This is a genomic window from Leptospira mtsangambouensis, from assembly GCF_004770475.1.
GTDB lineage: Bacteria > Spirochaetota > Leptospiria > Leptospirales > Leptospiraceae > Leptospira_A > Leptospira_A mtsangambouensis.
In genome coordinates this window covers 141,600-159,084 of sequence record NZ_RQHK01000002.1, presented here as the reverse complement: position 1 = coordinate 159,084, position 17,485 = coordinate 141,600, and the positions used below count along the sequence as shown (strand labels likewise).

21 protein-coding genes are annotated in these 17,485 nt (G+C 40.2%); 4 read left to right on the top strand and 17 right to left on the bottom strand.

Annotation, left to right across the window (positions count from 1 at the left end):
- Positions 1 to 21 precede the first annotated feature (21 nt).
- Genes EHR01_RS00690 through EHR01_RS00680 form a run of 3 tightly spaced genes read left to right on the top strand, consistent with a single transcriptional unit; the run spans position 22 to position 3,590 of the window.
- Complete coding sequence (locus EHR01_RS00690) at positions 22 to 855, top strand: TrmH family RNA methyltransferase (RefSeq protein ID WP_135692607.1); 834 nt, start codon at positions 22 to 24, stop codon at positions 853 to 855.
- On the top strand, positions 852 to 1,919 hold the full coding sequence (locus EHR01_RS00685; protein ID WP_135692605.1) for a glycosyl transferase: 1,068 nt from the start codon (positions 852 to 854) through the stop codon (positions 1,917 to 1,919). The genes EHR01_RS00690 and EHR01_RS00685 overlap by 4 nt, the downstream gene beginning before the upstream one ends.
- Positions 1,920 to 3,590: a DUF342 domain-containing protein gene (locus EHR01_RS00680; protein WP_135692603.1), complete on the top strand. Its 1,671-nt coding sequence runs from the start codon at positions 1,920 to 1,922 to the stop codon at positions 3,588 to 3,590.
- Positions 3,591 to 3,604: 14 nt separating this feature from the next.
- On the opposite strand, the gene EHR01_RS00675 is transcribed toward EHR01_RS00680, so the two are convergent.
- The 12 genes from EHR01_RS00675 to pyrB form a co-directional block, all read right to left on the bottom strand.
- A complete protein-coding gene (locus EHR01_RS00675; RefSeq protein WP_135692601.1) occupies positions 3,605 to 4,369 on the bottom strand; it encodes an LA_1326/LA_4305 family lipoprotein in 765 nt (254 codons plus the stop codon).
- A gap of 5 nt (positions 4,370 to 4,374) precedes the next feature.
- The gene (locus EHR01_RS00670; protein ID WP_004785957.1) at positions 4,375 to 4,671 is read right to left on the bottom strand and encodes an STAS domain-containing protein; all 297 of its coding nucleotides are present in this window, start codon (positions 4,669 to 4,671) and stop codon (positions 4,375 to 4,377) included.
- A 117-nt stretch (positions 4,672 to 4,788) separates the two neighbouring features.
- Positions 4,789 to 4,977, bottom strand: coding sequence for a hypothetical protein (locus EHR01_RS00665; RefSeq protein WP_135692599.1), 189 nt, complete (start codon positions 4,975 to 4,977; stop codon positions 4,789 to 4,791).
- Positions 4,974 to 5,768, bottom strand: a complete 795-nt coding sequence (locus tag EHR01_RS00660; protein WP_135692597.1) for a pentapeptide repeat-containing protein — start codon at positions 5,766 to 5,768, stop codon at positions 4,974 to 4,976. Before EHR01_RS00660 ends, EHR01_RS00665 begins: the two co-directional genes overlap by 4 nt.
- A gap of 47 nt (positions 5,769 to 5,815) precedes the next feature.
- Complete coding sequence (gene rpmE / locus EHR01_RS00655; protein WP_100791481.1) at positions 5,816 to 6,016, bottom strand: 50S ribosomal protein L31; 201 nt, start codon at positions 6,014 to 6,016, stop codon at positions 5,816 to 5,818.
- Between the two features lie 10 nt (positions 6,017 to 6,026).
- Positions 6,027 to 7,430 (bottom strand): transcription termination factor Rho, encoded by a 1,404-nt coding sequence (rho, locus tag EHR01_RS00650; RefSeq protein ID WP_004784490.1) that lies wholly within the window; start codon positions 7,428 to 7,430, stop codon positions 6,027 to 6,029.
- 142 nt (positions 7,431 to 7,572) lie between these two features.
- On the bottom strand, positions 7,573 to 8,736 hold the full coding sequence (locus EHR01_RS00645; protein ID WP_135692596.1) for a helix-turn-helix domain-containing protein: 1,164 nt from the start codon (positions 8,734 to 8,736) through the stop codon (positions 7,573 to 7,575).
- 46 nt (positions 8,737 to 8,782) lie between these two features.
- Positions 8,783 to 9,421, bottom strand: coding sequence for a hypothetical protein (locus EHR01_RS00640; protein WP_135692594.1), 639 nt, complete (start codon positions 9,419 to 9,421; stop codon positions 8,783 to 8,785).
- A gap of 1 nt (position 9,422) precedes the next feature.
- Complete coding sequence (locus tag EHR01_RS00635; RefSeq protein WP_135692592.1) at positions 9,423 to 10,415, bottom strand: adhesin OmpL37 family surface protein; 993 nt, start codon at positions 10,413 to 10,415, stop codon at positions 9,423 to 9,425.
- A gap of 53 nt (positions 10,416 to 10,468) precedes the next feature.
- Positions 10,469 to 11,695: an LL-diaminopimelate aminotransferase gene (locus EHR01_RS00630; RefSeq protein ID WP_135692589.1), complete on the bottom strand. Its 1,227-nt coding sequence runs from the start codon at positions 11,693 to 11,695 to the stop codon at positions 10,469 to 10,471.
- On the bottom strand, positions 11,679 to 12,047 hold the full coding sequence (locus EHR01_RS00625; protein WP_135692587.1) for a DUF2203 domain-containing protein: 369 nt from the start codon (positions 12,045 to 12,047) through the stop codon (positions 11,679 to 11,681). Before EHR01_RS00625 ends, EHR01_RS00630 begins: the two co-directional genes overlap by 17 nt.
- Complete coding sequence (gene pyrB / locus EHR01_RS00620) at positions 12,040 to 12,972, bottom strand: aspartate carbamoyltransferase (RefSeq protein WP_135692585.1); 933 nt, start codon at positions 12,970 to 12,972, stop codon at positions 12,040 to 12,042. The genes EHR01_RS00625 and pyrB overlap by 8 nt, the downstream gene beginning before the upstream one ends.
- 66 nt (positions 12,973 to 13,038) lie before the next feature.
- Between pyrB and EHR01_RS00615 the strand changes: the two genes are divergently transcribed.
- On the top strand, positions 13,039 to 13,452 hold the full coding sequence (locus tag EHR01_RS00615) for an acyl-CoA thioesterase (protein ID WP_135692583.1): 414 nt from the start codon (positions 13,039 to 13,041) through the stop codon (positions 13,450 to 13,452).
- On the opposite strand, the gene EHR01_RS00610 is transcribed toward EHR01_RS00615, so the two are convergent.
- The 5 genes from EHR01_RS00610 to EHR01_RS00590 form a co-directional block, all read right to left on the bottom strand.
- The gene (locus EHR01_RS00610) at positions 13,436 to 14,032 is read right to left on the bottom strand and encodes a UbiX family flavin prenyltransferase (protein WP_135692581.1); all 597 of its coding nucleotides are present in this window, start codon (positions 14,030 to 14,032) and stop codon (positions 13,436 to 13,438) included. The genes EHR01_RS00615 and EHR01_RS00610 overlap by 17 nt on opposite strands.
- Positions 14,032 to 14,940 carry a UbiA-like polyprenyltransferase gene (locus EHR01_RS00605; RefSeq protein ID WP_135692580.1) on the bottom strand — a complete coding sequence of 303 codons (909 nt, stop codon included), beginning with the start codon at positions 14,938 to 14,940 and terminating at the stop codon, positions 14,032 to 14,034. Before EHR01_RS00605 ends, EHR01_RS00610 begins: the two co-directional genes overlap by 1 nt.
- A gap of 802 nt (positions 14,941 to 15,742) precedes the next feature.
- On the bottom strand, positions 15,743 to 16,384 hold the full coding sequence (gene nth, locus EHR01_RS00600; RefSeq protein WP_135692578.1) for an endonuclease III: 642 nt from the start codon (positions 16,382 to 16,384) through the stop codon (positions 15,743 to 15,745).
- Positions 16,385 to 16,407: 23 nt separating this feature from the next.
- Positions 16,408 to 16,692 (bottom strand): 50S ribosomal protein L28, encoded by a 285-nt coding sequence (rpmB, locus tag EHR01_RS00595; RefSeq protein WP_004785895.1) that lies wholly within the window; start codon positions 16,690 to 16,692, stop codon positions 16,408 to 16,410.
- Positions 16,693 to 16,710: 18 nt separating this feature from the next.
- Positions 16,711 to 17,475, bottom strand: a complete 765-nt coding sequence (locus tag EHR01_RS00590; RefSeq protein WP_135692576.1) for an LOG family protein — start codon at positions 17,473 to 17,475, stop codon at positions 16,711 to 16,713.
- Positions 17,476 to 17,485: the final 10 nt, after the last annotated feature.

Genomic DNA, 17,485 nt, shown 5'->3' with positions numbered 1-17,485 from the left:
TAAAGATCCGAATCCTGCCATATGCAAAACAGAAGACAATACATTACTAGTTTTTCCAATCCCAAGGTCAAATGGGTTGCTGGACTCAAAGAAAAAAGAAATCGGGATGATGAAAAAAAGTTTTTCATCGAAGGGTATCGTGAAATCAAAAAAGCCATCACGAGTAATCCAAGTTCACCTATTCCTTGTTTACCGGTGAATATCACAAGTTTATTCATTTCCCCTGAATGTTTTTTAGGTGAAAATGAAGAGGCCCTCATCCAGTCTGTCCATTGTCCTATCTTTGAACTCCCTCGTAAAATTTTTGAAAAAATTTCTTACAGAGATCGACCTGACGGCCTTATCGCTGTTGCCGAAACTCCAGATGCCCATGTCCCTTGGGACAAAATCAAAAAAATTGAAACCAATCCCATTCTCATCATTGAAGGGGTGGAAAAACCGGGGAACCTCGGGACTATCCTCAGGACCGCTGAAGGTGCGGGTGTTGGCCTTGTGATTGTCACCGACCCAAGGATTGATCTTTTTAATCCGAATGTGGTACGTGCAAGTACCGGAACTATTTTTACTTTGCCTGTTTATATTGGTGATTTAAAAGAGGTTCTTACACAATTTCAATCAAAAGGTTACAAACGTTATGCGGTCACTCCAGAAGGAAAAACTCTTTATACCTCTATCAATATGAAAGAAAAATCAGTTTTTCTTTTTGGAAGTGAACAGTATGGACTGAGTGCTGATGCAAAAAAACTTTCCGATGATACACTCCACTTGCCAATGCTTGGGGAAGCGGACTCATTAAACTTGGCCATGTCTTGTGGAATCGTTTTGTATGAATCCATAAGACAAAGAAACAAATGAAACTTTATTTTTATATTTCAGGCCATGGGTTTGGCCATATCAGTCGTTCCGGAAATATCATAAAACGCCTCCTAGAAGAAGAATTCATTGAAGAAATTCATTTAGTCAGCACAAGAATCTCCTTTTTGGATTTTTCCCATCCAAAATTAAAAACTCGGAATCTAAAACTTGATGTAGGAGTTTCACAAAAAAACTCACTCTCCATTGATTTACAAACCACCAAAGATGAGCTGATCGATTTTGAAAAAAAGAAAACACAACTCCTAAAAGAAGAAACGGAATACTGCAAAAAAAACAAAATCGGATTAATCCTAACCGATAGTTCTTCGTTTCCCATTACCATTGCTCTGGAAACAGGAATCCCCAGTATGTTTATTGGGAACTTCACCTGGGATTTTATTTATCAAAATTACGCAAAAGACGATTCGTATTTTGGTGTTCTTAGCGAACAACTCCAAGTGGAATACGGATTTGTTACAGAAGCTTTGGTTTTACCGTTTTCTTGTCCTATGCCACCGTTTTTAGAATCGTCTAACATTGGTCTCGTGGGGAGAAAACCAAATCTTTCAAAATTGCAGGGCCGACAAAAGTTTGGTTTGAAAGATGATATCACTTATATCCTTTTATCCTTTGGGGCTTATGGTCTCGAAGGAACCAAACTACAAACTGAAAATCTATCCAAGTCCATCCAACTCGTTGCTTATGGAGTTCCCGGAATCCAATCGGAAGGAATTTTAGTTCCATCCGTCTCACATTATCCAGACCTTGTGGCAGCAGTCGATTATGTATGCACCAAACCAGGGTATGGAATTTTAGCAGAATGTTATTATGCCAAAACTCCGATTCTTTATACCGATCGTGGCGATTTTAGCGAATACATCCACTTGGTAAATGCATTAGATTTATACTTTCGATCCGCTTATATTGACCTTTCTCGAATAATTTCTTGTCAATTTGAAGAAGTGCTGACTCTAATTAATACAATCGACTCCATGACTCCAAAGTTAGAATTAAAAACTAATGGAGAAGAGGATGTTGTTTCACACTTATTAGAATACAATTAAATGCCTGGCCCAGACTCTTATACTGATCGAATCCTCCAAGATTTAGAAGCCTCAGAAAATGGTTATTTCCAAATCGAAAACTCGGGTGGCAAAGCTGTATTAAAAATCACCAAACCCGGGGCCAAAGGTAAAAAAGTCGATTATAAGGATGTTTTGGCCAGGGTTCAACTTTTTGGTGTTGAAGGTTTCAACCAGGAACAAATCAAAAAGATAGTTGCCCTTGCTGAAAACAAACCAGTAGAAATTGGAACTTGGTCGAAGGGAGATCCCATCAGTTCTTATGCTGACATCACAATCTCCGAAGATCATATGGAAGCCAAAATGGTCCTCCACCCACCAAAACATGGAGGAGCACTTCTCACCGAATACCAGTTACGTGAACAAATTGCTTCAGTCGGAATTTCAGTCGGGATCATCGATGTTGTCATCCAAAACCAAATCAAAAACCCAAACTTTTTTGTCCCTTATACCATCGCCAAGGGTTTCGCACCAATACCAGGCAAAGATGGAGAAATCAAAATTTACTTTCGTTCGGACAACAAACCTCAGTTAGAAGAAGACGAACATGGTCGAATTGATTATAAAAATATTGGAGTCATTCAATCCGTAAAACCCGGTGACCTGATTGCAGAAAGGATTCCACCAAAAAAAGGTGAATTTGGAAAAACCGTCAATGGAACCCTCATCCCCTACCAGGAAGAAAAATCGGTGGATTGGCATCTTGGTCCCAACGTCGAATTAAAAGAGGACAAACTGTACGCGAAAATCGCTGGTCGACCTGTTTTATCTGCTGCTTGGGAAATCAAAGTCGATGAAGTAATCCAATTAGAAGCTGTCGATTATTCTACTGGAAATATAGATTTTCCAGGAACTATCATCGTGGAAGAAAAAATTGGAGATGGGTTTTCTCTTACCACAAATGGAAGCATCATCATTCGTAATTCCGTAGGAAAAGCCTTTCTCAAAGCCAAAGGAGACATTGTTCTTTCCGGCGGATTTATGGGACGCGGAGAAGGTTATATCGAATCCGAAGGAAATATCTACGCTAAATTTGTCGAACAAGGAAAACTCACTGCCCAAGGAAGTATCTTTGTGGAAGAAGCAGTGATGCATTCAGAAATATCTGCCAAAGATTTCATTCGTGTATTAGGAGGAAGAGGAGAAGTGATGGGTGGAACAATCATTGCTGGAAACTCCCTTACCTGCTCCAAACTCGGTGCCGTAGTAGAAACAAAAACCAAAGTTGCCATTGGAACACCTCCAGAGTTACTGGATGAGCTCAACCGAATGAAAAAAGAAATCACAGATAAAGAAATCACTCTTCATAAGGTCCAACTCGCACTCACAAAACTTGTTGAAAAAAGCCAAAAAAAAGAACTGAACAAGGAAGAAAAAGAAACCATCACTAAACTAAAAGATGCGAATGAAAAGTTTACCAAAGTTTTAGAAACAGAATCCAAACAGTTTGAAACTGCACTTGGTTCTTATGAACCAAATCCGGATGCCTTTGTAGATGTGGAAAGAGAAGTGTTTCCTGGTGTGGATTTAAGTTTCGGAGCAGGAAAAAACTACCGTTTGGGCATCAATTCGCTCGTTGGGAAAACACATTTTTATTTAGGAACTGACGGAAGCATTCAAACAGAACGAACCGTCATCAGAAAAGAAGACTAAAACAAAAACTTTTTTTAATCTCCGTTGATGATTCCATCTTCTTCATCACGAGAAATTCTTTTTTCAGGTTTAAGATCTGCATCCACAGAGTTTATTACTTCCGGAACTGTAGTTTTTTTCCGTTTTTCAAATTTTAATTTGGTCAAATCAGCTTTATCAAAAACTAACCAGTGTTTGTTGCGAAACCCAGAAACCTTTTTAAAAGAAAAACCTTGTCCTTGTAAAACATATGTCGATGTTGGGAAGTGTTCAAACGGAATATCAGGGATATTGGACCAATCATAATAATTCCCTTGTTCATCATAGGTGATTTCTTTTTGAAGTTCCCCAAATAAAATCTCAATGGAAGTATCAGATGACCAAATATAAAATCCAGTTCGAGAATAATGAGAAACCACCGATTTCACAGGATTGTATTTAGAGATAACGAGTAGGATTTGGTCTGATTTTAATTTTTGCAAACCATCTGCAAGATCCATGGCGAATTCTTTGATTTCTTTTTCTTCAAAGATGTACTGGTTTACATCTCCGTAAGAACTTTCTTCACGGAATTTAATATTCCCCAGTAAATCCAAAATTTTATCTTCGGAAATTTCTAAAGGATGGGCCAAGGTTTTAGGAACAGAAGATTCAGATTTTAAATTAATTTTGTCTCGATTGACTGTATAAATTGCAAATTCATTACTACGGAACAGAAGGTTACGAGACTTTACACCTGAGGCACATGAATGCAAAAGGATTGATAAAATGATAAGGGAAAATATTTGGAAAAGTTTCATTACGCTTATGCCTCTAGAGTTTTTTGAAACTCTGGAAATTTAGAAAGGTATTCATCTAAAGTTAAAATAGAAAGAATATGATTGAGCCCAGAAAGGCGAAAAACGGAGTTTAGGTTTTTATTCAAATTGGTGACAAAGATTTCAACCCCGCGGTTGTGTAGCGCAGATGATGCCTTGATCACCGCACCGATCCCACTCGAATCCAAAAACTTTACTGAGTGGAAATCCATAGTCAGTTTTCCAAAATTCTGACTGTCGATTGCCTTCTCAAATTCTTGGTAAAACTCGCGCGAGTTTTCCATCAGGACATCCCTTTGGATCGATAGAAGCAGGTGATTTTCCTGACGGTGGCTTAGAATCAACATAGTTGGATTAACAATACGTTACGATTCTCTAGATTTGTGTCAAGAAAATCGGCTTTAGGAAAGCGGGGCCAAATCCGTCAGATTCATCTCCAAATCGTGTGGGTATCCTTCTTTATCGTTATAAACAACAATGGCTTTTTCGGATTGGATTTCTTTGATTTCCACTGTAGAACCAGTAAAAATAAAGATCCCTTTGTGCAGAAAGGTTTGTTTGGTGAGTTTTGCCTTATCGCCTGGCTTCATTCCCCATCCTCTTTTTTCACATAGAGATCCTTACCTGCTTTTTTCATGACATCAAAGATGTACATTTGGCTATGATCCACTCGTGTTCCAATATCATAAATGGCGTCAGTAAAATCAGCACCTTCAATTTTGGCAGAGGCAAGTTTGGCAAATCGGAGATCCGCACCACGGAAGTTTGCGTTTCTTAGATCCGCTCCATTAAAAAAAGAAGCTTTCAGGTTGGCACCTTCGAAGTTAGCGCCCACGAAACTAGAGTTTTGTAAGAAGGCATTGTGAAGATCAGCTCCGCTAAAATCCACTCCATCTAACTTCTCTTTTTCCAACATAACACTGGATAACTTGGCTTCCCGAAGGTGGCCTTGGTTGTGGAGGAGTTCCATGGTTTGCGATTTTGTGATTCGGTTTTCTTTGGGAACACCTTGTCCTGACTCATAATCTTCAACTGCTTTTTTAAGAGCAGCAACTGCAGACTCAGGGTAGTTTTTTCTTCTTTCTGGAAATTCGAAAAGGGTTTCTAAGGTTTCAGGAGTTAGGCTTTTGAGTTCAGTTAAAGATTTGCCTTTTGCATACTCAGTTGCCATCGCGAGCGCAACAATCCCAAACCCACAACCTGTTGTGGTGTAACTTGCGTCTTCCACAACTTGATTTTCGTCTAACTTTAAATAAATTCGGTATCCGTCTCCGCAACCTGTGTTGCGGTAATAGGAGACGACAGTCGCGTCATCCATCTCACGGTAATTCATCCTTTGGTCGTTGATTTCTTTGTAGCGAGCAAAGTCCATTACTGCCATGAGTTGTTCCCCCGTTATTAGTTAGACGGATCTGAGGCCAAAGCCTCTTACTTCATTTTGTATTTTTTCTTGAACTTGTCTACTCGACCAGTTGTATCCACTAGTTTGGATTTTCCGGTAAAGAATGGGTGGCAGTTGGAACAAATTTCCACGCTGATATCCCCAGCAGTGGATCTTGTATCGATCACTGTACCACAAGCGCATTTGATTTTTGCAGAAACGTATTTTGGATGTATGTCAGTTTTCATGGTGGCCCTTTTAGTTCGTATTCATGCTGGCGAGGAATTGGTCGTTCGTCTTTGCGCCACGCATTTTTTCAATCAATAGTTCCATACTTTCGGTGATACTCATAGGAGAAAGTACTTTTCGAAGGATAAAGACTCGAGTGAGGGTATCTTGCGGAAGTAGGAGTTCCTCTTTTCTTGTGCCGGAACGGTTGATGTCAATGGCAGGGAAAATTCGTTTGTCTGCAAGTTTACGGTCCAAATGGATTTCCATATTTCCCGTTCCCTTAAATTCCTCAAAAATCACCTCGTCCATTCGGGAACCAGTGTCAATAAGGGCAGTGGCGATGATGGTGAGTGACCCACCCTCTTCGATATTCCTTGCTGCTCCAAAAAAACGTTTTGGTTTGTGAAGGGCATTGGAGTCCACACCACCGGAAAGGATTTTTCCCGAAGTAGGAACCACTTGGTTGTAAGCACGGGCAAGTCTTGTGATGGAGTCGAGTAGGATGACCACATCCTTTCCATGTTCCACAAGTCGTTTTGCTTTTTCAATGACCATCTCTGCCACTTGGACGTGGCGTTGTGCTGGTTCATCAAATGTTGAACTTACCACTTCCCCTTTTACATGGCGAGCCATGTCTGTTACTTCTTCAGGACGTTCATCAATTAGGAGAACAATAAGAAAAATTTCTGGGTGATTTCTTGTAATCGCATTGGCAATGGATTGCATAAGAACTGTTTTACCAGTTCTTGGAGGGGCAACGATAAGAGCTCTTTGCCCTTTTCCAATCGGACACATAAGGTCAATCACACGAGTGTCCAAATGACTTGGATCAAACTCCATATTGATTCTTTCGTTGGGATAAAGAGGTGTTAGGTTATCAAATAAATTTCTTTTTTGGGCCACTTCCACAGGGAAACCGTTGATGGATTCCACACGTAACATGGCAAAAAATCGTTCCGCTTCTTTCGGTGGTCGAATCAGACCAGTGACAGTATCTCCTGTGCGAAGGCCAAACAATTTGATTTGGGAAGGAGAAACATAAATATCATCTGGACCTGGCACATAATTGTAGTCAGGTGAACGAAGGAACCCATACCCATCAGGAAGTCTTTCCATTACGCCTGCTGCATGCACTTGTCCGTCTTTTTCGGTTTGTGCTTGGAGAAGAGCAAACATCAAGTTTTGTTTTTTCAAACCATGAGTGTTTTCAACACCCAAACCTTTGGCAAGATCAGCCAGTTCGTTGATATTTTTTTTCTTGAGTTCGACTAAATCGAGAGGAGGAGGAATTGGACCTTCGTATCGGTTCTTTTTCTTCTTAAATTGTTTCGGAGGTTCGGAACCATCTTCTTGGTCCATGATGCCGTTAGTATATTCAGTTGGTTCTTCAGGAGGGTTAACTTGGATTTCTTCTTGTTTGCGTGATGCCATAGATTGTTCTACATTGATTTGTTAGGGTATTTGATTAAATTCGGGAAACCATTTGTGCAAGTTAAGTATGCAAGTGAAACAGCGAAGTGCGGAGGTGTTTTCTCAAACGGTAATGAAAAAATTGTTTTTCCGAGTGTTTTCGTCAACGTCTTTTTTTCGACTTTTTCCCCACTTGTGTTGGTTTTGGGCTCTGTTTCTTCGCTTTCGCCTTTGGTTTTGAAGATTTCATAGGTTTCTCCTTGGTTTTTGCCTGATTCGGAGAGATTGCCTTTTTTTTCGGGGAAACTTTTTTTTGTTTTTCTTCCGGTTTTTCAGAGCGTTTTCTCGGAATTACGGACTTTACCTTGGCCTCATTCTGAAACCGTTCCGAAAGTTTTAAAAAACGAATTCTGTTTTGTAAGGTAGTCCTTGGGACACCAAGTTCCGTTGCGGCATGAGAGATATTATTGGAATTTCTTTTTAGCGACTTATGGATGTAATGCGCTTCCATTTCTTCTAGAACTGATTCTAAAGGAAGTTTAGAACGGAAAGCTTCATCCATATTTGGGAATTCAGAATTCCCAGTTCCGGTAGGACCTGCAAAGTTTGATGGCGAAAAATGATATAAAAAACCAACTACCTTTTTCTCTTTTTTTAAAGTGATGATGCGAAGGTTTGTACGAAGTTCTGTGATGTTCGTATGTAATACATTTGTGTCAGCATCTTTACCCAAAGTCAAATCATGATCCTTAAGATAAGTGGCTAGGACTTCCCGATTGAGATTGTGAAGGTATTTTTCAGTCAACTGCAAAGAGTCACGAAACAAAGGTTTGGTGAGAATATTGGTTTCGAAGGTTTCGTTATAAAAAATAGTGGATCCGTTGACATCAGTCGCAAGAAGTCCATCGGGGAAATGGGAAAGAATTAACTCCATAAACCACTGCACAGAGTCTGCGTTTTCTTTTTTCTTTTCTAGTTTGGATTCAATTTCTTCGAGTTTGGGATCTCTGACATTAGTAGAATCAAAACGAGTGAAGGCAGCAAGAAACCTAGGTTTGTCCCAATTGTCTTTTTTTTCTCCGTCCAGGCCAATAACGGGGATCTGAGTGGATTCTTTAAAATAGAGCAAAAGATTTTCGTGAAGTTCATTTTCGAGGATGTCCAAAGGAATCTCGTCAAGGTCTTCCCTCTCTCTTCCCAGATCAGACAACTCTCGGTGAACTCGATCTTTGGAAAGAAGACCTAAAAGTTCCCCGTCTTCCGAAATCACAGGAAGGTGGGTTGCCTTAGTCAGCAAAAAATGACGATAAAGTGATTCGAACTTCACTAAGCAGTCATTCTTTCGAATTTGTTATCAGTGAAAATCGAAATTTTTAGTTTTCTTGGATTGAGGTTTGCTTTTGTTTATGAAGTCCCATCCAAATTGGTTGGACCCAAACACTATCAGCCAACTGGTATTCTTCAGGGATCTCAGCTTTTTGCGATCGTAAAGACATAAGACTGTAAACTAGCGAACGTTTGTATGTATGCAGTGATAGTTGGTAATTCCCAGACAAAAAGTATTCTTTTGCGTGGTCTTTTTCACTTTTTGCCATCAAAAGGTATCTTTGGATTTTTTCTTTGGTATCCCATTCCAAAGTTTTTGCACCAGATTTTTCTTCTCCTTCAAGAAGGATCCATTGTCCCATGGCTTTTTGGTAGAGCCCGTTTGCTGATTCTTCCATGGGAAAACAGAGTTTTCGTTGCGTGACAAGAAGGTCCCCTTCGGCAAGGGAAAGTGTTTTTTCAATTTCCACTCGGTTACCTGCACGGTAAGTTTCTTCCACTTGGGTGCGGATGGATTCAATTGAAGTTTTACCAGTTTCTGGCTCTAACTTCAACTGTTCTTTGATATCGAGTACAAGTGCTATTTTTCCATCTAATTGTTTTTTACGTTCCCTGTAAGACATTGTGGTTTTGGCCACAAGTCCCAAAGTGAAACTTAAGATGATAACACTTGTAATCCACTTCATATTATTTTTTCTTTTCTTCTGGGTAGATGGCTTTTCCGTTTTCATCAAACTTTGGAGTTGGAGGAACTGACTCACGTCTTGCACCTTCCGTCTCTTTGATTTGTGCATTGGCTTCCATAAGTAGATCCAATTTTTTAGAAGTGATGAGTCCATAATTGTCATCATGTTGTTCTAAAAGATCCAAAGGTTTTGCATCCGGGTTTCCGGGAGGAACCACCGTTCTTTCCATACGTTTGTTTTCTACGAAGTTGATGATGGTATCTCTCACCTTCTCGTAGTTACGTTGTTTTTCTTCATTACGAGCATCTTTTAAATCCTCGTTGGATCGGTATTGGTATTCTGGTTTGTCCTCATCTGGTGTTTTGCTATAAATCATCGCAAGGATGGCAAAACGTTTCGCACGACGGAGCGTAAGAATCCCTTCTTTATAAAGAGTGAGTTTGTATCGGTATTGGTGTGGGCTTGAGTTGAGACCAGTTGTGTAAAGGTCTTCTGAAGAACGAAGGTCACGAAAACCAAGACGTAACAATGCTTTGGCGTTATTATCATTGGAGCGAATGATGGTAGGAGCCGCAGCTTCGAGTAATGCTCTTGCATCTTCTATATATTTCTGAAGAACGATTTCAAAAATATTTTTTAACTCCCCTTGGGCTTGGCGAAGTTGGCGAAATCCATAGACATAGTTACTTTGCAGATACCACATGTTTCCGCTAAAGTCAGATTGGTTGGCTGCTTTTAGGAGTTTGAAATAATCAAAATCCAAATTCTTTTTGGAAGGATCCGCAGCGGGAGTTTCAGCTCCAGGTTGCGCCGAACTTTGTGTTTCTTCTTGCGAAGGAGCCAAATTACTCAGAGCAACATTGATAAAATTTAAGTTTTCTTTGTTTTCAAAGATTAAAATCCCCAGATTCGTCTGTTCTGGAGATACTGCGCTGATATGTGAGATATGACCCACAACCATTGCAAAAAAGAGGATGAATTTCCATTTTCCCATAGCTCTACCTTGTTTTTATATATCGGAGCTACGGGAAAAACCAGGACTAAATTTTACATTTTTTGGATTCGTTCAATGGCAGAAATCACGTCTTCCCGCTTACCAAAGGCAGAAAGTCGAAAATATCCTTCTCCAGCCGGCCCAAATCCCGAGCCGGGAGTCCCAACCACTTGTGCTTTTCCCAAAAGTTCGTCAAAAAATTCCCAGGATTTTAATCCGCGTGGGGTTTTTAGCCAAATATAAGGAGCATTGGTTCCACCGAATACGGTGTATCCTGCCGTCGCCAAACCTTCGCGGATGAGTTTCGCGTTTTGCATATAATAGGAAATTTGTTCCTTTATTTCTACTTGGCCTTGTGCGGAGAAAATTGCCTCAGCACCTTTTTGTGTCACATAAGACACTCCATTGAACTTGGTGGTGTGGCGGCGGTTCCAAAGAGAATTAAAACTGATTTCTTCACCCGCTTTTGTTTTTCCTTTTAGGTCTTTGGGAATCACAAGGTAAGCGCAGCGTGTTCCTGTAAATCCTGCAGTTTTAGAAAACGAACGAAATTCCATCGCTACTTCTTTGGCACCAGGGATTTCATAAATGGATTTTGGAATTGCAGGATCTTGGATAAAGGATTCGTAAGCAGAATCATACAGAATGATACTTCCCATTTTTTTGGCAAAGTTCACCCATTCGGTAAGGCGTGCCTTTGTTGCCACCATTCCAGTAGGGTTATTGGGATAACAAAGGTAAATGATATCTGGTTTTTCTTTTGGAAAGTCTGGTTCAAAATTGTTTTCTTCGGTGGCTGGCATATAAATGATATTCGCATATCTTCCGTCTGCACCCACTTCTCCTGTTCGACCTGCCATTACGTTTGTATCAACATACACTGGATACACGGGATCAACCACGGCGATTTTACTATCTAAAGAAAAAATCTCTTGGATGTTTCCACAGTCACATTTAGATCCATCAGAAACAAAAACTTCATCTTCTGCAATTTGGACGCCGCGAGCAGTATAATCATGAGCGATGATTTTTTGGATGAGAAAGGAATATCCTTGTTCTGGGCCGTAACCATGAAAACCTGCAGAACTTCCCATTTCTTTTGCAGCATCAACCATCGCATTCACAATCGTTGGCGCGAGTGGTAAAGTCACATCTCCAATCCCAAGGCGAATGATTTTTGCACTTTGGTTGGCATCTGAATAAGCCTTCACTCTTCTTCCGATTTCAGGAAAAAGATATCCTGCTTTCAATTTTAAATAGTTTTCATTTATCTGAGTCATTTTCTTCTTTATTTTCCTCTATGAGTTTTCTCGATCTAAATCCTTCAAAATAACCATGCTCGTATAACACGTCTTCTTCGCCCCAGGTCCAACAATAGAACCCACTGCCATGATCAAAGTCTACCAACCACAATCCTTTGACATCGATCTGCATTGCCAAAATTTCATTTGTCCAATGGTTTACGATTTCACCAATTTCTTCTTCTTTGGCTTCTAAAACATTTTCTGGTAATAATTTGTTCCTTACATCATCAGCAAGAACACTAGCTCTTAAATAGTATTCTCTTGTGATGTCTCGCACGAGTGGAAGGACTTCTTTTGCTTCCGCTAGTGTCCAAATCTTTTTAGTCAAAATTCACTCCGAGACTCAGACAAAGTAAAACCATTCTGACCACCACACCATATTTCGCCTGACGGAAGTAAGCTGCATTCGGTAGATCATCTACATCTGTAGAAAGTTCATTCACACGTGGGAGTGGATGGAGGATGGTTGTGTCTTTTTTGGAGGCAAGAACTAGTTCTTTGTTCACCTTATAAATATCTTTTAGTTTTTCGTATTCTCTGTGATCTGGAAATCTTTCTTCTTGGATCCTTGTCACATAAGCAACATCGGCATCCCAAAACGCTTTGATGTCTGTGGTTTCTTCCCAAGTCATGGGAAAACCTTCTAAGTTCTTTTTGTATTTTTCTGGAAGTTTGAGTTCTTCAGGACTAATGAGATATAAGTGAACTGGATAATGTCTTAAAAGATTGATTAGGGAATGGATGGTCCTTCCATATTTTAGATCTCCGATAAAGGCAATGTTTAGTCCTTCGATTTTTCCTTTCTCAGAAACGATGGTGTATAAATCAAGAAGGGCCTGTGTAGGGTGTTGGCCAGCCCCATCTCCAGCATTGATCACAGGAATATTGACCGCCCCTGCTGCAATCCGAGATGACCCTTCTACTGGATGGCGGATGACTGCTATGTCCACATAGGCTTCAATCATCTTCATAGTGTCATAAAGAGTTTCGCCCTTTGAGATCGAAGAGAACTGGAATCCCACTGTTGAGATGAGCCTTCCCCCAAGCCTCTCCATCGCTGCTTCAAAGGACATACGTGTTCGTGTGCTTGCTTCAAAAAATAAGGAGGCAAGGAGTTTTCCATTCAGAATTCCAAACGCTTCCCCCGATTCGTGGAGGACACTCATACGGTTTGTTTTTTCGATTAAAAAATCCAAGTCTTCTTTGGAAAATTGGAGGGTGTCTAAGATGTTTTTGTGGGAGTAAGAGTACATAGTTCGGAAATCTTTTCTCTAGGGTTTTTGGTATCGAATAAATCGAAAACATATTTTTTGGTATTTATGGTCGATACGATTCAGAACAAACTCCAAGATATGGAACTGGTCACCCAACACCTGGTCCAACCAGACGATTTGAACTACCATAACAATCTATTTGGGGGAAAAATGCTCTCCTGGATCGATGAGGGAATGGCAATGTATGTGATGAATAAAATCCGTTATACCAATATTGTCACCATGAGTATGGACAATGTGGTGTTTCGATCCCCTGCTCGGGCCGGAGACATCATTCAAATTTACGGAAAAATCGTAAAATATGGAAAATCTTCCGTGACCTCTCGCACTTTGGCCATCACGAACAATCCACAAACGGGAAAAATGTCTGCTGTGATTGAAAGTGACATCACCTACGTTTGTTTAGGTGATAATGGAAAACCAACTGCTTACTTTCGGAACTTTACCCCAACCACTTAGGAAATAGAGTTTGGTTGACCCCAAGAAGATTCAAAATCCTTCCCGCAATAAAATCTCCTAAGTCATCTAAAGTTTTTGGCATTTGGTAAAACCCAGGAGAGGCAGGAAGGATGATGGCACCTGCTTCATCCAAACTAAGAAGATTTTTTAGGTGGATGCGGTTGTAGGGAGTTTCTCTTGGCACAACAATCAGTCTTCTTCTTTCTTTCAAACTGACATCGGCTGCCCTTTCAATTAAATTTTCCGTGAGACCCGCAGACATCGAAGCAACCGTTTTCATACTACAAGGAATCACAACCATCCCATCCCAAGTATTGGAACCACTGGCAATATCAGAACCAATATCAAAAAAATTACGAACGTGAAACCTGTGTTTGGTTTTTGTTTTCCATTTGTTTTCTACAAAAGATAGAATCTCTTCTGCTGACTCCACTTTGGTTTCATACTCTTCGGAAAAAATCCGTAATGCAGCAGGACTTGCAGTGATATAGGTTTCGCCTTCTATCTCAGACAAAGCACGAAGAAACCGGGCGGCATAAATACTACCGCTAGCACCTGCAAGACCTACAACAAGTTTCATTAGAAACTAATACCCGAAGAAATTTTTAATAAAAACTCATTCCACTTATCAAATAAAATCGCCAGGAATAAAACAACGCTGATCCATGAATTGATTTGGTAAAAAACCATCGGTAAATCTTTTGATTTGTATTGGTAAGAAATCCGATGTTCATACAAAACTAAAATTCCAATCACAGAAAGGATCAGGAAATACATAAGCCCAAGTCCGGCACTGATCCCTGCATAAATAAAAAATACAAAAGAAAAACTATGGAGAAAAACAGCGATGGCTCTTGATTTGGTTTCTCCTAAACGAGAAGGAATACTATGAAGATTTTCTTTGGCGTCAAAGTCCATATCCTGAATGGCATATAACACATCAAAGGCGGAAATATGAAAGAGTAGTCCCAAAGAAAATAAAATTGGGACCAAGTTCACAGTTTCTGTGATGGCAATCCAAGCACCAAGAGGAGCAAGAGAAATTGCAAATCCCAAAACCAAATGGCAAAACAGAGTGAATCGTTTGGTGAGTGAATAAAGGAATAAAACAAACAGTGCAGGAAAAGAGAGCAAAAATGCCAGTTTGTTCACAAAGAAACTGGCAAAGATAAAAATAAAAGAAGAAAGCCCAATGAAAAGAAGAGCCGAAAGTTTGGAAATTTTTCCAGAAGGAATTTCTCTATTTTGTGTACGGGGATTTTTTTCATCAATCTCCGAATCTACATAACGATTAAATCCCATCGCGGCGCTACGGGCTGTGACCATACACACAAGGACAAGGGCCCCGATCCGGAGCAAATCACCTGTATCCAGCGTGGATTCTAGATAAGCTAGGAGGAAACTAATCCCAGCGAAGGGCAAAGCAAAGAGTGTATGGGAAAATTTAACCATTTTAGCGTAAAGAATTAGATTTTTAAAGAAGTTCATGGCATCCTTTCTGCCCTTAGTTTAGACAGACTGAAGGTTTTTTGGTTCATTCAGATTCGATTTCTTCCGTTCTTAGAACCAAGGTCCCAAATTATGAATATCCGTCTTTCTTTTCTTGGAAGATCCCCGTTTCCCAGTGTTACATTCGGGATTTTTCTTCTCTCCTCAGTTTCTTTTGCTCACCCAAGCTTAGAAGACCGGCCTTTACGAATTTTTTTCCATTGTGGTAAAGAACTGTTTACCAGTATGGATGAGGAAGGACGTGGGGGCCTCAGTGCCCTTCTCGGATTTGTTGAACGAGAAAAAATGGATTTGGACTTAAAACGTGGGAAAGGGTACATGTTGTACCCTTTTACGCCCAAAGACAAACCCTTAGAATTTCCCTTTGATGGATTCACTCTTGGGAAACCGAGAGAAATGAACCATGGCCCCGTCAAACTTGGTTTAGGTTCTATTCAAGAACTGATCGATGTCAAAAATATTGAGGACTACGATGGTTGGATTGTTTATGTAAATAACGACGATGAAACCAAAATTCCTCTCCTACCTTGGCAAAACCACCCAGAACTCCCACTCTTCCTTCTTGTAGAAGGGAAACCAATGTCTAGGTTTCGATATTTATCCAATGTACACCAAATTGAATGCCCAAAAGACTATGGTAGACTTGGCACTTTGAATTTATTCTTTCGCAAACGAAACTTAATTCGTTTGGATTACAAATTAGAATCCATAAACTTAACAGATAGAAATCGTTCTTGGAAACAAAAAAAAGAATCGGAAACAGAAGAAGGTTTAGAGAAACCTACTCCGAAAACGAAGGACATAGGGAAGAAAGAGGACAAGTCGAACAAAATGTCCGGCGGGCCTGGCAGTACTTACGACCGAGAAATATTAGGTACAGAGATAGGTTTCGGCAAATCTCCTTAGGAGTCATCTTCATCATCTCCCGTTCAATTTGTACGGGATCAGTTTTTTTTGTAAAACCCAATCGTTTGGTGAGTCGTTTCACATGGGTGTCCACAACGAATCCTTCCACGACTCCATAAATCTCTGCAAGAACCACATTGGCAGTTTTCCTTCCAAACCCAGGAAGTTTAATGGCTTCTTCCATCGTCTTTGGAATTTCACCACCGAATTCGGAAAGAACCATCCGCGCAAAACCCTGGATGCTTTTGGCTTTGTTTTTATAAAACCCTGTGGAGAATATTTTTTTCTCTATGGCCGTTAGAGGTGCCTCTGCAAAAGATTCAAGTGTGGGAAAGGTACGAAAAAGTTCGGGTGTGACTTGGTTTACACGTTCATCAGTACATTGTGCACTTAAAATGACCGCAATTGCTAATTCATAAGGTTTCGTAAACGTGAGGGGAGTTTCTACTGCACCGAACTCCGCCTCGAGGAGACGGTAGACTTCGGTGACTTTTGGTGTTTTTCTGGATTGTTTCAATCCAAAAGTGCGCTTAAAAGAATTTAAGCTGCTGGTTGTGCTTTTGGAGTAATCCCTACGTATTTTTTAGGAGTGATTGCAGCGATATCGCCACCGTGGTCTTTGATTGCCACTTTCAAACCTTTTTTACGAAGAGTTCTCAAAGCACGTGTAGAAATCTTAACGCGAACCCAACGGTTCTCGTCTTCTAAAAAGATTTTCTTTGTGATCACATTCACCTTCCAGATACGGCGGTTCTTTTTATGAGAATGGGATACATTGTTCCCTGCCGTCGTTCCTTTTCCGGTTACTACACATGTTCTAGCCATAATTATTACCTTGTTTCGCTATGTTTTTGTACCCTCAGAATGGGTCAATTCGAAACGAATCTTTTCCTGAAAGAAACGAAGTGCATCGATGGGAGTATCAGCAAACCCAAACAAATGGAGGTCTTCTTCCGAAATCAGACGCATCTCTGCTAGTTTTTTGAAATTGATCACACTAGTCCAAAATTCTGTCCCGTACAACAAAATAGGAATCCTGGATTTTTTTCCCGTCTGGACCAAGGTGAGGGTTTCAAATAGTTCATCAAAGGTTCCAAACCCACCAGGAAAGGCAATCATCCCCCGGCAAGTTTTCATAAACCAAAGTTTTCTCATAAAAAAATAATGAAATTCAAAGGCAAGTTCTGGATCAACATAAGGATTTACATGTTGTTCATGAGGCAAAACAATATTTAGGGCAACGGATTTGGATCCAGCCTCTTTTGCTCCCCGGTTCCCGGCTTCCATAATCCCAGGCCCACCGCCAGTACAAATGTGTAAATTTCTATCTGGATTTTCCTGTTTGAACAAATCGGCCCATTCGGAAATCAATCGTGAAAACTCACATGCTTCTGTATAATAATGGCTCAATGATTCAATCGGGGAAGGAGGATTTGTTTTGGGAGTTTCTGGAGAAGGAATGCGAGCTGAACCAAACACAACAATTGTATCCGTGATTCCATGTGTTTGGAATTCCGATTTGGGGTGGAGGTATTCAGAAAGGATTCGAACGGGTCCTGCTTCATTTCCCCATAAAAAACTTTGATTCTCAAAGGCTAAATCATTCATCTTAATATCA

Bases quoted from the DNA above. Each gene is read 5' to 3' on its own strand.
- EHR01_RS00660 (WP_135692597.1), bottom strand. From the start codon at position 5,768: ATGGCAGTAATGGACTTTGCTCGCTACAAAGAAATCAACGACCAAAGG.
- EHR01_RS00685 (WP_135692605.1), top strand. From the start codon at position 852: ATGAAACTTTATTTTTATATTTCAGGCCATGGGTTTGGCCATATCAGT.
- EHR01_RS00665 (WP_135692599.1), bottom strand. From the start codon at position 4,977: ATGAAGCCAGGCGATAAGGCAAAACTCACCAAACAAACCTTTCTGCAC.
- EHR01_RS00640 (WP_135692594.1), bottom strand. From the start codon at position 9,421: ATGAAGTGGATTACAAGTGTTATCATCTTAAGTTTCACTTTGGGACTT.
- EHR01_RS00675 (WP_135692601.1), bottom strand. From the start codon at position 4,369: ATGAAACTTTTCCAAATATTTTCCCTTATCATTTTATCAATCCTTTTG.
- rpmB (WP_004785895.1), bottom strand. From the start codon at position 16,692: ATGGCTAGAACATGTGTAGTAACCGGAAAAGGAACGACGGCAGGGAAC.
- EHR01_RS00690 (WP_135692607.1), top strand. From the start codon at position 22: ATGCAAAACAGAAGACAATACATTACTAGTTTTTCCAATCCCAAGGTC.
- EHR01_RS00630 (WP_135692589.1), bottom strand. From the start codon at position 11,695: ATGACTCAGATAAATGAAAACTATTTAAAATTGAAAGCAGGATATCTT.
- EHR01_RS00610 (WP_135692581.1), bottom strand. From the start codon at position 14,032: ATGAAACTTGTTGTAGGTCTTGCAGGTGCTAGCGGTAGTATTTATGCC.
- EHR01_RS00635 (WP_135692592.1), bottom strand. From the start codon at position 10,415: ATGGGAAAATGGAAATTCATCCTCTTTTTTGCAATGGTTGTGGGTCAT.
- EHR01_RS00590 (WP_135692576.1), bottom strand. From the start codon at position 17,475: ATGAATGATTTAGCCTTTGAGAATCAAAGTTTTTTATGGGGAAATGAA.
- EHR01_RS00615 (WP_135692583.1), top strand. From the start codon at position 13,039: ATGGTCGATACGATTCAGAACAAACTCCAAGATATGGAACTGGTCACC.
- pyrB (WP_135692585.1), bottom strand. From the start codon at position 12,972: ATGTACTCTTACTCCCACAAAAACATCTTAGACACCCTCCAATTTTCC.
- rho (WP_004784490.1), bottom strand. From the start codon at position 7,430: ATGGCATCACGCAAACAAGAAGAAATCCAAGTTAACCCTCCTGAAGAA.
- rpmE (WP_100791481.1), bottom strand. From the start codon at position 6,016: ATGAAAACTGACATACATCCAAAATACGTTTCTGCAAAAATCAAATGC.
- EHR01_RS00670 (WP_004785957.1), bottom strand. From the start codon at position 4,671: ATGGAAAACTCGCGCGAGTTTTACCAAGAATTTGAGAAGGCAATCGAC.
- EHR01_RS00680 (WP_135692603.1), top strand. From the start codon at position 1,920: ATGCCTGGCCCAGACTCTTATACTGATCGAATCCTCCAAGATTTAGAA.
- EHR01_RS00605 (WP_135692580.1), bottom strand. From the start codon at position 14,940: ATGAACTTCTTTAAAAATCTAATTCTTTACGCTAAAATGGTTAAATTT.